This window comes from Devosia sp. Leaf64, assembly GCF_001421945.1.
Lineage (GTDB): Bacteria > Pseudomonadota > Alphaproteobacteria > Rhizobiales > Devosiaceae > Devosia.
In genome coordinates, this window is the sequence record NZ_LMLO01000019.1 from 180,703 (window position 1) to 193,827 (window position 13,125).

The window sequence follows — 13,125 nt, forward strand, 5'->3', positions numbered from 1 at the left end:
TGATTGAATAAGAAGTCCGATCCGGCCGGTCTCGGCCTCCGTCTCATTGCCGCCCAGAGGCTTCGCGCCGTTCTGGGCGGCGAACATTTTGCGCCCCTCAATGCCGGCGAACTCGCCGATGGCCGGGATCGCGCCCTCGCCAATCGGCTGATCACGACGGCTCTCCGTCGCCATGGCCAGATCGACCTGATGATCGACGAATTGCTCGACAAGGGCATGCCGGCGAAATCTGGCACGTTCGAAGCCGTGCTGCGCCTCTCGCTCGCCCAGTTGGTTTTCCTGCCCGATCTCGGCGCCCATAGCGCTCTGTTCCTCGCCGTCGAAGCGATCAAGCGCGATAGCAAAGCGCGCCATCTCGCCGGCCTGATGAACGCTATGCTGCGCCGCGCCCAATCCAATTCCGCGCGCTATGGTCTTCTCGAAGACGAGCTGCTGCTGCCGCAAAACTTCCAGGACAAGTGGACAGCGGCCCATGGCACTGAGGCCGTAGCAGCTTTCCCCGAAGCGCTCCTCGAAGGCGCTCCGCTCGATCTGACGCTCAAATCCAACGATGCCGACCTCATCTCCGCCCTCGGCGCCGAGCGCGTTCTTGCCGATACCGTCCGCATCGAAAGCCGCGATCGCCCCGTCGATGCGCTGCCCGGGTATGACGACGGCCAGTGGTGGGTGCAGGATGCCGCCTCAGCCCTCCCGGCGCGCCTCCTTGCGGCCAAACCCGGCGGCCGCGTTCTCGACCTCTGCGCTGCCCCGGGTGGCAAGACGGCGCAATTGCTCAAAGCCGGCTATGACGTCACCGCGCTCGATAGTGATGGTGGGCGGCTCGAACGCCTCAAAGCCAATATGACCCGCGTCGGCTATGCGCCTGCCGTCGTCGAAGCCGACGCCACTCAATATGCGCCCGAAGCTCTCTTCGATGGCATCCTGCTCGATGCACCCTGTTCGGCTACCGGTACCTTCCGCCGCCACCCCGAAGTGCTTTGGCATCGCAGCGCTTCGGACATTGCCGGTCGTGTAAAACTGCAGCAGGCGATCTTTGCCAAGGCCCGCAAATGGCTCGAATCCGGCGGAAGCCTGATTTACTGCGTCTGCTCGCTTGAGCCCGAAGAAGGCGAAGAGATTGCTGCCTGGGCGCAAAAGACCTTCGCCGAGCTCGAATTAAAGCCGATTGCAGCGACCGAGCTGCCTGGCCTTGAAGCCGCAATCACGCCCGAAGGCTATGTCCGCACCTTGCCCTCGATGGCCCCCGCAGGCGTCTCAGGCGGCATGGACGGCTTCTTCATTGCCCGGTTTCAGCGCAAGAACTGAGGTACCTCAGCGAGTTTTCCAAGCCGAATTTCTTCCCCTGCTGGGCAAATCAGCGTTATGGCTCTAGATCATTGAGCCTGCGGCGCGGCGCCGCATCCCTGGAGTAGAGTGCGTTGGGTCCTGAGGGCAAAAGACCGGTTGGTTGCCCTGCGCAATTGAGCGGGGACAAGCGATGAGCGGCGGCAGCTTTTCTCGCCCCCGCCGCTTTGGCATGCGTCTTGCCGATTCCCTCGTGACCATGCCCGTCACCCGCTGGACCTGGCAGGCCCTCGCCGAGCAACGCTACAAAGGCCAACTGCCCGATTTCCGTCCCGCCGACAGCGATGCCGTGCGCGAGATGATGTCGGGTCGCTATCTGCTCGCCTCAAAACTCATCGAAACGGGCGGCACCTCGCCCTTTTCCGTCGATGTCGATTTCCCCGATTGGTGGAATAATCTCCAGAGCTTTTCCTGGCTCCGGCATTTCCGCGAGGTCCGCGATCCCGGCGAAAAACTCTTTGCCCGCACGCTGGTTCTTGATTGGATAGGGCGCGAAGGAAAGTTCGATAGCGAAAGCTGGTCCTTGCCGCTGACTGGGCAGCGCGTGCTCAATTGGCTCCGCCATCTGCCGCTGCTGCTCGGAGGCGCGACCGCCGATCAGGCCAAGACCATCCAGCGCAATCTCGGCATTCAGGTCCAGAGCCTCAAAGTCCGCGGCCGCCTCGCGACAGACCCGGTGGAACGCCTCTTTGCCGCCATGGGCACGCTCGGCGCCGAACTCTGCGAGCCCGAAGACACCGCCAATGTCGAGATGCGCCTAAAGCTGCTCGATGCCGTGCTCGAAGAGCAACTCGATGGCGAGGGCCTCCACAAGAGTCGCAATCCACGCATTCAGTTGAGCCTTCTCACCGAACTCGCAAGTCTCCGCCAGGCCGCCAACCGCCATGGCAGCCCGACCCTTGCCGCGCTTTCCAACCGCATCGACCGCATGCACGAGGCGCTCGACGCCGTCACTCTTTCCAGCGGCGAGCCCGTCTATTTCAATGGCTGTGGCCAGGTCCCCCACGATGTCCTCGTCGCCGTGCAATCGACCGGCCCGACACCCACCCGTCGCTCGCGCATCCTTGGCGGCTACGGCATCCTCCGCAGCGGCCGCGCCGTCGCCATCGCCGATTCAGGGCTTCGCCCACCGCCCGGTTTCGATGCCGAAGCCCATGCCGGGGCGCTGGCTTTCGAATTTTCCTATGGCAGCGAACTGATCCTCGGCTCCTGCGGCCCCGCGCCCACCGATATGGCCGAAACCCGCGATCTCTTCCGACAGGCCATTGCCCATTCCTCGCCGACCATCAATGACGAGGATTCCTGGGCGCCCACCAAACGCAAACGCGGCGCCGCGCCGGTGCCCGATCTTGAACTCGTGCCCTCCGAGCATATGCTGATCCTCCCCAGCATTGGCTATGCCGACCGGTTCGGGGCCGAGATCGAGCGCCGCCTGACGCTTTTGGGGGAGGGGACCACCCTTGTCGGCCAGGATCGCGTCATCGCCACCGGCACGCCGCAAGGCCAGCTGTCCATCCGCTTCCATCTCGCCCCCGGCATATCCGTTCATGCCCCTGTCGGCGAGGGCATGCGCCGGCTGACCCTGCCCAATGGCGAGGTCTGGAGCTTCCTCTGGGAAGGCGCGAGCCTTCGCCAGGATGATAGCGTTCGCCAATCCTCTTATCTCGGCTTCCACCGCACCATCCAGCTCGTGCTCGAAGCCGATCTCGCACCCGGCGTCGAAGTCGGCTGGATCCTCACCCGCGAACACGGTTGAGCTTGGACTCTTGGCCCCGTTCGTGCTAGCGGAGCCGCGAAATCTCCATCACAACGGGCAAGAACTCATGGGCAAGACGGTCACGGTCGGGCGGGCACTGCTTTCGGTATTCGACAAATCGGGCATGGCGGATTTCGCCCGCGGGCTTTCCGAAGCCGGGGTGGAGCTGGTCTCGACCGGCGGCACCCATAAGCTCATCAGCGAAACCGGCCTCCCGGTGCGCGAAATTTCCGACCTCACCGGCTTTCCAGAAATGATGGATGGCCGCGTCAAGACGCTCCACCCCAAGGTGCATGGCGGCCTTCTCTCGGTGCGTGACAATCCCGAGCACAAGGCCGCGATGGACGAACACGAGATCGGCCCTATCGACCTCGTAGCCGTTAATCTCTACCCCTTCGAAAAGACCGTCGCCTCCGGCGCGTCCTATGACGAGATCATCGAAAATATCGATATCGGCGGTCCCGCCATGGTCCGCTCGGCGGCCAAGAACCACGCCTATGTGACCGTCGTCGTCGATCCCAACGACTATCCGGCAATCCTCGACGCCATCCGCAATGGCGGCATCCCCTATGAATTGCGCCAGAAGCTTGCCGCCAAAGCCTATGCCCGCACCGCCGCCTATGACAGCGCCATCTCCGCCTGGTTCGCTCGGGAAATCGACTTCGCTGACGTAAACTATCGCAGCTTTGCCGGCACTCTCCGCGAAGTCATGCGCTATGGCGAAAACCCCCACCAGTGGGCCGCTTTCTACGCTACGGGCGAAAGCCGCCCCGGCGTCGCAACCGCCAGCCAGGTTCAGGGCAAGACGCTTTCTTATAACAATATCAACGACACCGACGCCGCCTTCGAGCTGGTCTCCGAATTCGACCCCGCCGAGACCGCTGCCGTCGCCATCATCAAGCATGCCAATCCCTGCGGCGTCGCCACCGGCGCTAACCTCGTCGAAGCCTATAAAAAGGCCCTTCGCACCGACCCCGTCTCGGCCTTTGGCGGCATTGTCGCGACGAACCGCGAAATCGACGCCGAAACCGCGACCGAAATCGTCAAGGTTTTCACCGAAGTGATCGTCGCCCCTTCCGCCATGCCAGAGGCCCAGGCCATCATCGCCGCCAAGAAGAACCTTCGCCTCCTCCTCACCGGCGGTCTCGCCGATTCCAAGGCCGAGGGTCTGGTGGTCAAATCCGTCGCCGGTGGCCTTCTCGTCCAGAGCCGCGATAATCAGAATGTCGATGATTGCGAATTGAAAGTCGTCACCAAGCGCGCGCCGACTGAAGCGGAACTCGCTGACCTCAAGCTAGCCGCGAAAGTGGCAAAGCACGTCAAATCCAATGCCATCGTCTATGTGAAAGACGGCGCTACCGCCGGCATCGGCGCCGGCCAGATGAGCCGCGTCGATTCCGCCCGCGTCGCCCATCGCAAGTCGATCGACGCGGCTGAAGCAGCCGGCCTCGAGGGCGCCTTGACCCAAGGCTCGGTCGTTGCCTCCGACGCCTTCTTCCCCTTCGCCGACGGCCTTGAAGCCCTCGTCGCCGCCGGCGCCACCGCCGTTATCCAGCCCGGCGGCTCCATGCGCGACGACGAAGTCATCGCCGCAGCCGATGCGGCGGGAATCGCGATGGTGATGACCGGGATGCGGCATTTCAGGCACTGAAGCCACCCCCTCCCAACCTCCCCCATAAAGGGGGAGGTGCCGCTCCACTCCCTTGGCATGATCTCGCCCCATCCACCGGCCCGTACCTCCCCCTTGATGGGGGAGGCTAGGAGGGGGTGAAGGGAGCCCCGATACAAGGAGAATAGTAACCCCTTCTTGACGGCCCTCTGGCAGACTCCTGCCCGCCGGTGATCGACCCGGCCTGAGGAATTTTTATGCGGTTGGCCGTCCCATCCGATCTTTCTGCCTTGCTCTCGTCCGGGCTTTTGCGCTCGGTGGGCTCGCTCGGCATCAAGGTCGCGACCGCCGGCCTCACTTACGTCACCTATGTCGTCCTCTCGCGCACCCAGACCGAGAGCGAATATGGCCATTTCGCCTTCGGCCTCGCGCTCGCCACCGTTCTCGCCATTATCGCCGGCGTGGGACAATCGACGGCAGTCCTCCGCCTCTGGCCGCAATTGCGGGCCCAGGGCGCAAATGCCGAGGCCGACGCAGTCGTCGCCGCGGGTTCCGCCATCACCATCGGCGCCAGCCTCGTTCTCGCCGCGCTCCTCTGCGTTCTCGCTTTTGCCGCCATTCCCTTTTTGCCGCCGCGCGAAACCATCAATCATTTCATTGCTGCGGCCTTCCTCATCCTCCCCATGGCACTGGCCGAATACAATTCCTCGGTGCTGCGCGCACAGGGTTCGCTCTGGACCGCGCTCCTCCCCCGCGACATCTTCTGGCGCCTCGCGCTGCCCGCCGCTGTGATCGCGCTTTTTGCCCTCGGTGCGGTCCTCAGCGGCCCCGATGCGCTGACCCTGTCCGCCGCGCTGCTCATTGGCGCGCTCATCATGCAGACCGGCATTGCCCAGCGCCGCCATTATGCCATCCTGCCGCGGACTGCCCCGATGCGTCCCCATTGGCAGCGCTGGGGCAAGCTCAGCACCTGGCTGCTCCTTGGCGCGGTAATCGAAACCTTCACGCTCAATGCCGACGTCATCCTTGTCGGCCTCATGCTCGACCTCGAAAGCTCTGGGCTCTACTTCAACGCCTTCCGCACGGCGGGCCTGATGACGCTCTTCACCTTCGCCATCGAACTCGTCATCGCCCCCATGGTCGCCGAGCACTATCATTCGGGCGCCATGCGCAAGGCTCAGGCCATCACCGCCCTCTGCGCCTGGGCGGGCTTTCTGTTTTCGCTCGTTATTTTCGCGCTGTTTCTGGTCTTCGGCGAGCCCATTCTGTCGCTCTTCGGCCCGTCTTATTCTGAAGGCGTCCTTGTTCTCCTGCTTCTCGCCTTCGGCCTTCTCTTCGACGCCGTCACCGGCCCCTCGAAGATCGTCATGATGATGACCGGCCACGAGCGGGCCTATGTCGCCGTCTTCGGCACCATTATGGGCCTCGGCTTCCTCGTTCAGATCATCGTGATCCCGATCTGGGGCATTGTCGGCGGCGCGGCGGTCAATATGGGCGCGCGCATTATCGCCCAGATCGCCATTGCCCTTTGGTGCCGCTATCGCATTGGGCTCGATACAAGTCTTCTCGGCGCCCTGGCCGTCGGCCGCCTGCAGGACGCCCAAGCGACCTGAGTCCGGCCTGGGCGTACCCAAGAGTACGGTTGTTCTTGACCCAAAAGCCCTCTCGGCTTAGAACCAATCCAAACTTCAATCCTGCCCCTCGGAACACGACGAATGACCAAGGCCCGCACGCTCTACGACAAGATCTGGGACGACCATCTGGTTCAGAACAATCCGGACGGCACGAGCCTTCTTTATATCGATCGCCACCTCGTCCATGAAGTGACGAGCCCGCAGGCGTTCGAAGGTCTCCGCCTCAACGGCCGCAAGGTCCGTCACCCCGAGCGGACCCTCGCCGTCGTCGACCACAACGTGCCGACCACCGATCGTTCCCTGCCAAATCCCGATCCGGAAAGCGCCATCCAGATCGAGACGCTGGCTGAAAATACCCGCGATTTCGGCATCGAATATTATGACCCCTTCGACAAGCGCCAAGGCGTCGTCCATATCGTCGGCCCCGAACAGGGCTTTACCCTCCCGGGCATGACCATCGTCTGCGGCGACTCGCACACGTCCACCCACGGTGCGTTCGGCGCTCTGGCCCACGGCATCGGAACGTCCGAGGTTGAGCACGTTCTAGCGACCCAGACGCTCATCCAGCAAAAGGCCAAGAACATGCTGGTGCGTGTCGATGGCCAATTGCCCCCCGGCGTCACTGCCAAGGACATCATTCTCGCCATCATCGGCGAAATCGGCACGGCAGGTGGCAATGGCCACGTCATCGAATTCGCCGGCGAAGCCATTCGGTCGCTCTCGATGGAAGGCCGCATGACGGTCTGCAACATGACCATCGAAGGCGGCGCCCGCGCCGGCCTCATCGCGCCGGACGAAACGACCTTTGCCTATGTCAAGGATCGTCCCCGCGCGCCCAAGGGCGAGGCCTTCACCATGGCCGTCGACTATTGGAAGACGCTTTATACCGATGAAGGCGCCCATTACGACAAAGTCGTCATTCTCGACGCCGCCAAACTGCCGCCGATCGTCTCCTGGGGTTCATCGCCCGAAGACGTCATCTCGGTGCAGGGCGTGGTCCCCAATCCCGATGAGATCCAGGACGAGACCAAGCGCGCCTCAAAATGGCGTGCCCTCGATTATATGGGCCTCAAGCCGGGCACCCCGATCACCGATATCAAGATCGACCGCGTCTTTGTCGGCTCGTGCACCAATGGCCGCATCGAAGATTTGCGCGCTGCCGCTGCCGTGATCGGCGATGGCAAGGTTGCAAGCCACGTCTCGGCGATGATCGTGCCCGGTTCGGGCCTCGTCAAGGAACAGGCCGAAGCCGAGGGCCTCGACGTCGTCTTCAAGAATGCCGGCTTTGAATGGCGCGAGCCCGGCTGCTCCATGTGCCTCGCCATGAACCCCGATAAGCTCAAGCCCGAAGAACGTTGCGCTTCGACCTCGAACCGCAACTTCGAAGGCCGTCAGGGCTTTAAGGGCCGCACCCACCTCGTCTCCCCCGCCATGGCTGCTGCCGCTGCCATTGCCGGCCACTTCGTCGATATCCGCGAGTGGAAGTAAAACACACCGATTGGTCGGGGCTTTATGCCCCGACCCTCGATGACTTCGAGGCTTTGGCAAGCAAGGCCCTGGCTGAACTGCCCGAGCCGTTCAAATCGCTCGCGGCCGACGTCACCTGTTCGGTGGCCGAGTTCGCCGAAGACGACATTCTCGCCCATTTCGAAATGGAGAGCCCTTTCGAGCTGATGGGTCTCTTCACCGGCATTGGCCTCACCGAAGACGGCGCCATGCCCCAGACCGGGCAATTGCCCAATACGGTCTTCCTCTATCGCCGCGCCATTCTCGATTACTGGGCCGAAAACGACGACAACACCCTCGGGGAAGTCGTTACCCATGTGCTCATTCACGAGCTCGGCCACCACTTCGGCTTTTCCGACGACGACATGGAAGAGATCGAAGCCCGCGCCGACGCGGAAGAATAGGCCCAAAACAAAATCCCCGCCAAAGCGGGGATTTTTTATTCAGCTCTCGACCACGACTTGCGGCGGCGAGGCGGGTTCGTTCTCCGGCGCATATTTGCTCAGCAGCGGAAGCTGGGTCATCGAGAAAATCATCGTCAGCGGCATGATGCCCCAGACCTTGAAATTGACCCAGAACGCGGTATCGAAGTTGCGCCAGACGATTTCGTTGATCACGGCCAGCAGCACGAAAAACAGGCCCCAGTTCAGCGTCAGCTTCCACCAGCCTTCGGGGCGCAGCCGGTAGACATCGCCAAAAACATATTTGAGCAGCGACTGACGGAAGACGAGCCCTCCCAGCAGCACCGAGGCGAACAGCATATTGGTGATGGTCGGCTTGAGCTTGATGAACGTTTCGTCCTGCAGCCACAGCGTCAAGCCGCCGAAGATCAGCACGACGACACCGGTCACCAGCGGCATGATCGGGATTTTGCCGAGCACGATTTTGGAAATGACCAGCGACACGACCATGGCGATCATGAAGACCGCGGTCGCGAGGAAAAAGCCTTCGGGAAAAATCGGGGTCAGGCTTGGGAAGGCTGCCAGGATCCGGTCGCCGAAGAAATTGACGAGAAAGAAGATGACCAGCGGACCGAGCTCGAGCGAGAGCTTGGTCATCTGTGGCTTGAGGTCGTCCCAGCTCACGTCTGTTTGGGCGGCTTTTTCGGTCATTGTTCGTTCCATGGCGTCTTGCGCCAATGTGATGGCATGGGCCAGGCGTTGCAAGCGCAATAGGCTCCAAGCATGGTCAGATTTTGTCCGAGGCGATCAGTCCTGCCCGGCGATCGCCTTGGCAAAATCGCGCGCTTCGAAGGGTTCGAGGTCGTCCACCCCTTCGCCGACACCGATGAAATGCACCGGCAGGCCGAACTTCCGGGCAATCGCGACGAGAATGCCGCCCCGCGCCGTGCCATCGAGCTTGGTCATGACAAGGCCCGTTACCCCGGCCCGCTTGCCAAAAATCTCGACCTGCTTGAGCGCATTCTGGCCCGTCGTCGCATCAAGCGTCAGCAGCGTCGCATGCGGCGCCGATGGCTCGACCTTCTTGATGACGCGAATGACCTTTTCAAGCTCGTCCATCAATTCGTCGCGGTTCTGCAAGCGCCCGGCCGTATCGATGATCAGCACATCGCGCCCCTCGGCCTTGGCCTGGGTGACCGCGTCGAAAGCCAGCCCCGACGCATCGGCGCCGGCGGGTCGCGAAACGACCGGCGCGCCCGTCCGCTGACCCCAGACCTGCAATTGCTCGATTGCCGCAGCGCGGAACGTATCGCCCGCCGCCAGCATCACGGATTTTCCTTCGCCTGCGAACTTTTGCGCCAGTTTGCCGATCGTCGTCGTCTTGCCCGAGCCATTGACCCCGATCATCAGGATGATGAACGGCGTCTTGGTCGTGTCGACCGTCAGCGGCCGCGCTACAGGTCCCAAGACCTTTTCGACTTCCGCCGCGAGCACGGAACGGACATCGCTGTCGGATACTTCGCGATCAAACCGGTCGCGGCGTAGGGTTTCGGTGATGGCCATGGCCGTCTCGAGCCCGAGATCGGCCTGGATCAGCACATCCTCCAGTTCATCGAGCGTCGCCCCATCCAGCTTGCGCTTGGTAAAGACCGAGGTGATCGATGTCGTCAGATTATCCGAGGAGCGTTTTAGCCCCGTCGTCAGCCGCGAAAACCAGCTTTGCCGCGGCACCTCGGCGGTGGCGGGCGCCGGAATGATCGGCACGCTGTTCTGGATTTCTAAAGCGCGCTCCTCAATTTCCTCGACATAGTCGGGGGTCGTTTCGGGAGACCCAGGCGGCGGCAGGTCGGGCGTTTCCACGGGTTCCGGGACCGGCTCGGGTTCCGGCGCAGGCGGCACCGTTTCCGGCACGGGCGGAATGGGCTGGATCGGGGCATCCGGGCGCGTCTCGGGTGGAGCCGGCGACGGCACGGGCTCGGTGCCGAACAAGCGCTTGAAGAAACCGGATACCTTATCGCTCATGCTTTTGTTCTTTCCTCGCCTCAGGCGGCCGCGCGCAGCTTTTCGCCCACCAGGCAATCGGCGCCGCGCCCGGTGATGACAACCGCATCCAGATCACCGGCTTCCATACCGGCAACGCGAACGGGGATATATTGTTCGGTGCGCCCGACGCCGGAACGCTCCATCAGCACATTTTCGGTGTGGCCAAGTCGGCTCGCATAAAGCGCCGCCACCTGCTTTTCGCCTTCGGCCCGCAAAAGGCCGGCGCGCTGCCGCGCCAATCCTTTGCCCACCTGCGGCATGCGCGCCGCCGGCGTGCTTGGCCGCGGCGAGTATGGGAAAGCGTGAATATAGCTCAGCCCCGCCTCGCCGATAAAGCGCAGCGAGTTTTCGAACATCGCCTCGGTTTCCGTTGGAAACCCGGCAATGATATCGGCACCGAACACCATGTCGGGCCGCAGCCCCCGCAGTTTCTCGACCACCTCGAGTGCCTCGCTGCGCGAATGCCGCCGCTTCATCCGCTTTAAGATCAGATCGTCGCCCGATTGCAGCGAGAGATGAAGATGCGGCATCAACCGCTTATCCGTCACAGCCTCATAGAGCGCGGCATCCGCCTCGATGGAATCGATCGAGGAAATCCTAAGCCTTGGCAGGTCCGGCACATGCCGCAGGATCGATTGCACCAGCGTGCCGAGGGTCGGCGCGCCCGGCAAGTCCGGCCCATAGGAGGTGATATCGACCCCGGTCAGCACGACTTCGCGATAGCCATTGCCGACGAGCTGCTTGATCTGATCGACCACGAGCCCCATCGGCACCGAGCGCGATGGCCCGCGGCCAAAGGGAATGATGCAGAAGGTGCAGCGATGATCGCAGCCATTTTGCACCTGGACGAAGGCCCGCGTCCGCCGATCCATCCCGGCAATCAGATGCCCTGCGGTTTCCCGCACGCTCATAATGTCGTTGACCTGGACCTTGTCGTTCAGCGCCAGGCCGAACACCAGTGGCTTATAGCTCTTGGCCCTGAGCTTATCGTCATTGCCGATGACGAGGTCTACCTCGTCCATGTCGCCAAATGTCCGCGCCTCGGTCTGCGCCGCGCAACCGGTGACGATGATCCGCGCTGCCGGGTTATCGCGCCGCGCCTTGCGCACCGCTTGCTTGGCCTGTTTGACGGCCTCTTCTGTCACTGCGCAGGTATTGATGATGATGGCATTGTCGAGCCCGGCCTTTTCGGCCTCGGCCTTCATCACCTCGCCCTCATAGGCGTTGAGGCGGCAGCCGAATGTCAGCGTTTCGACTGCCATCAGGCCGCCTCGGCGCGCGTCCAGGCGCCCGTAGCCGGGTCGAAGGCACCGCGCCACTCCAGTTCGGCGGGGCCGGTCAGGGTCACATGGTCATCTGCCTGCCATTCGACGACGAGGTCGCCGCCCGGCAGCGTCACGGTCGCCTTGCGATCCGTCCGGCGGGTCCGGGCGCCATTGACGACCGCTGCGCAGGCCGCGGTACCACAGGCTTCGGTCAAACCCGCCCCGCGCTCCCAGACGCGCAAAACGATCTTGTCCGGCTCGATCACCTGGGCAATGCCGATATTGGCGCGCTCGGGAAAGATCGGGTGGTTTTCGAGCATGGGCCCAAACCGGTCGAGCGCATAGGACCAGACATCGTCCTTGACCCAAAACGTCGCATGCGGATTGCCGATCGCCATCACCGATGGCGAATGCAGCACCGGCGCATCGATCGGCCCGATCTGCAATTCGATTTTTCGCGTGTCAGCAAATTCCTCAGCCAGCGGAATGTCGAACCAGGCGAACTTGGGCGTGCCCATGTCGACGGTGATCAGCCCGCTTTCGGCCTCTTCGCCGAACAAAATTCCGGCCACCGTCTCGAAGGTAAACCGCCGCCGGCCCTGTTCGGCGCTCAGAAGCTGCACCACGCAGCGCATGCCATTGCCGCAGGCTTGTGCCCGCGAGCCGTCGGAATTGATGATCTCGATATAATTGACCGTGCCAGGCATGCGAGAGTCATGGATGGCCATGATCTGGTCGAACTTGGTTTCGGCCCGCGCATTGATCGCAATTGCCGCCTCAGGCGTCACGCGATCCGTCCGGCCGCGCATGTCGGCGACGATGATCTGGTTGCCCAGCCCGTTCATCTTGAGAAAGGGTGCGTTGCTCACGAGCGGTGCCTGTCTTTTGGTCTCGGGCACTATATGGCGGAAGTGGCAGGCAATTGCCAGTGCCGCCCGGCTAAGCCCCGCGTCCGGGAACGACTATATCGGCACGCTCAAGGGGACGCGTTTCCATATAGCGCTCGACACTGGGCATGAAGAGGTCGCGCCATTGCCGCTCCCAGGCGCCAACGCCTCGGTCGAGCGAGGCTTGTAGCGTCGTTGCTGCGTCGCTTTCGATCCAGACTTTTAGATCGTAAAGCGGCGCCAAGCGTTCGGCCAGCGCCGAGACGCCTTCCACGACGATCAGCTTCTCGCCGAGCCGAATCTCTTTCCAGGGCCCTAGCGCCCCAGCCTCCCAATCATAAAGCTGATAGCGGCAGGCACCGGATTGGGCCAAGGTCTCGACCGCCTCGAAAAACGCTGCGTGCCGCATATAGGGAAAGGGAAATCGAGGTTTGATCGGCTCCGGCCATGCATTCTGCGGTAGCACGAAATCATCGAGATAGATCACGTCGGCATCAAAGCTCTTGATCAGCCGATCCGCGAGCGTCGATTTGCCCGAAACCGGCAATCCATCGATGCCGATCAACCTGATATCCTGCCGCGCCCTTAGCCTGTCGATCAGGGCATCGGTCGCGATAAAACCCTTCGTTTCTTGACTCACGCGCATTTCTCCCCTAAACGCGGCCCGTTCATCAGGCTTT

The 13,125-nt window shown here is 62.5% G+C and carries 11 protein-coding genes; 6 read left to right on the forward strand and 5 right to left on the reverse strand.

Translation table 11 applies throughout. The features are described 5' to 3' along the window. The first annotated feature begins 3 nt into the window (after positions 1 to 3). The 6 genes from ASE94_RS12075 to ASE94_RS12100 all read left to right on the forward strand — a co-directional run bounded on the left by ASE94_RS12075 (position 4) and on the right by ASE94_RS12100 (position 8,253). Positions 4 to 1,305, forward strand: a complete 1,302-nt coding sequence (locus ASE94_RS12075; RefSeq protein ID WP_062630603.1) for an RsmB/NOP family class I SAM-dependent RNA methyltransferase — start codon at positions 4 to 6, stop codon at positions 1,303 to 1,305. Positions 1,306 to 1,477: 172 nt separating this feature from the next. Further along, the gene (locus ASE94_RS12080) at positions 1,478 to 3,100 is read left to right on the forward strand and encodes a heparinase II/III family protein (protein WP_062630604.1); all 1,623 of its coding nucleotides are present in this window, start codon (positions 1,478 to 1,480) and stop codon (positions 3,098 to 3,100) included. Between the two features lie 67 nt (positions 3,101 to 3,167). After that, complete coding sequence (purH, locus tag ASE94_RS12085) at positions 3,168 to 4,751, forward strand: bifunctional phosphoribosylaminoimidazolecarboxamide formyltransferase/IMP cyclohydrolase (protein ID WP_062630605.1); 1,584 nt, start codon at positions 3,168 to 3,170, stop codon at positions 4,749 to 4,751. 215 nt (positions 4,752 to 4,966) lie between these two features. Next, positions 4,967 to 6,322 (forward strand): oligosaccharide flippase family protein, encoded by a 1,356-nt coding sequence (locus ASE94_RS12090; protein ID WP_062630606.1) that lies wholly within the window; start codon positions 4,967 to 4,969, stop codon positions 6,320 to 6,322. 102 nt (positions 6,323 to 6,424) lie between these two features. Continuing rightward, complete coding sequence (leuC, locus tag ASE94_RS12095) at positions 6,425 to 7,831, forward strand: 3-isopropylmalate dehydratase large subunit (protein ID WP_062630607.1); 1,407 nt, start codon at positions 6,425 to 6,427, stop codon at positions 7,829 to 7,831. Beyond that, a complete protein-coding gene (locus ASE94_RS12100; protein WP_062630608.1) occupies positions 7,822 to 8,253 on the forward strand; it encodes a metallopeptidase family protein in 432 nt (143 codons plus the stop codon). Before leuC ends, ASE94_RS12100 begins: the two co-directional genes overlap by 10 nt. A gap of 39 nt (positions 8,254 to 8,292) precedes the next feature. Here ASE94_RS12100 and ASE94_RS12105 read toward each other — a convergent pair whose 3' ends face one another. The 5 genes from ASE94_RS12105 to ASE94_RS12125 form a co-directional block, all read right to left on the reverse strand. Next, positions 8,293 to 8,961: a septation protein A gene (locus ASE94_RS12105; RefSeq protein ID WP_062630609.1), complete on the reverse strand. Its 669-nt coding sequence runs from the start codon at positions 8,959 to 8,961 to the stop codon at positions 8,293 to 8,295. Between the two features lie 96 nt (positions 8,962 to 9,057). After that, a complete protein-coding gene (gene ftsY, locus ASE94_RS12110; RefSeq protein WP_062630610.1) occupies positions 9,058 to 10,272 on the reverse strand; it encodes a signal recognition particle-docking protein FtsY in 1,215 nt (404 codons plus the stop codon). 20 nt (positions 10,273 to 10,292) lie between these two features. Further along, a complete protein-coding gene (mtaB, locus tag ASE94_RS12115; RefSeq protein ID WP_062630611.1) occupies positions 10,293 to 11,555 on the reverse strand; it encodes a tRNA (N(6)-L-threonylcarbamoyladenosine(37)-C(2))-methylthiotransferase MtaB in 1,263 nt (420 codons plus the stop codon). Beyond that, positions 11,555 to 12,403, reverse strand: coding sequence for a diaminopimelate epimerase (gene dapF, locus ASE94_RS12120; protein WP_062630704.1), 849 nt, complete (start codon positions 12,401 to 12,403; stop codon positions 11,555 to 11,557). Before dapF ends, mtaB begins: the two co-directional genes overlap by 1 nt. Before the next feature lie 94 nt (positions 12,404 to 12,497). Further along, on the reverse strand, positions 12,498 to 13,085 hold the full coding sequence (locus tag ASE94_RS12125; protein WP_162236086.1) for a hypothetical protein: 588 nt from the start codon (positions 13,083 to 13,085) through the stop codon (positions 12,498 to 12,500). Between the last annotated feature and the right edge of the window lie 40 nt (positions 13,086 to 13,125).

What these genes read in the sequence shown, in the direction of transcription:
- ASE94_RS12105 (WP_062630609.1), bottom strand. Translation starts at nt 8,961, where the DNA reads ATGACCGAAAAAGCCGCCCAAACAGACGTGAGCTGGGACGACCTCAAG.
- purH (WP_062630605.1), top strand. Translation starts at nt 3,168, where the DNA reads ATGGGCAAGACGGTCACGGTCGGGCGGGCACTGCTTTCGGTATTCGAC.
- ASE94_RS12080 (WP_062630604.1), top strand. Translation starts at nt 1,478, where the DNA reads ATGAGCGGCGGCAGCTTTTCTCGCCCCCGCCGCTTTGGCATGCGTCTT.
- dapF (WP_062630704.1), bottom strand. Translation starts at nt 12,403, where the DNA reads ATGAACGGGCTGGGCAACCAGATCATCGTCGCCGACATGCGCGGCCGG.
- ftsY (WP_062630610.1), bottom strand. Translation starts at nt 10,272, where the DNA reads ATGAGCGATAAGGTATCCGGTTTCTTCAAGCGCTTGTTCGGCACCGAG.
- leuC (WP_062630607.1), top strand. Translation starts at nt 6,425, where the DNA reads ATGACCAAGGCCCGCACGCTCTACGACAAGATCTGGGACGACCATCTG.
- mtaB (WP_062630611.1), bottom strand. Translation starts at nt 11,555, where the DNA reads ATGGCAGTCGAAACGCTGACATTCGGCTGCCGCCTCAACGCCTATGAG.
- ASE94_RS12090 (WP_062630606.1), top strand. Translation starts at nt 4,967, where the DNA reads ATGCGGTTGGCCGTCCCATCCGATCTTTCTGCCTTGCTCTCGTCCGGG.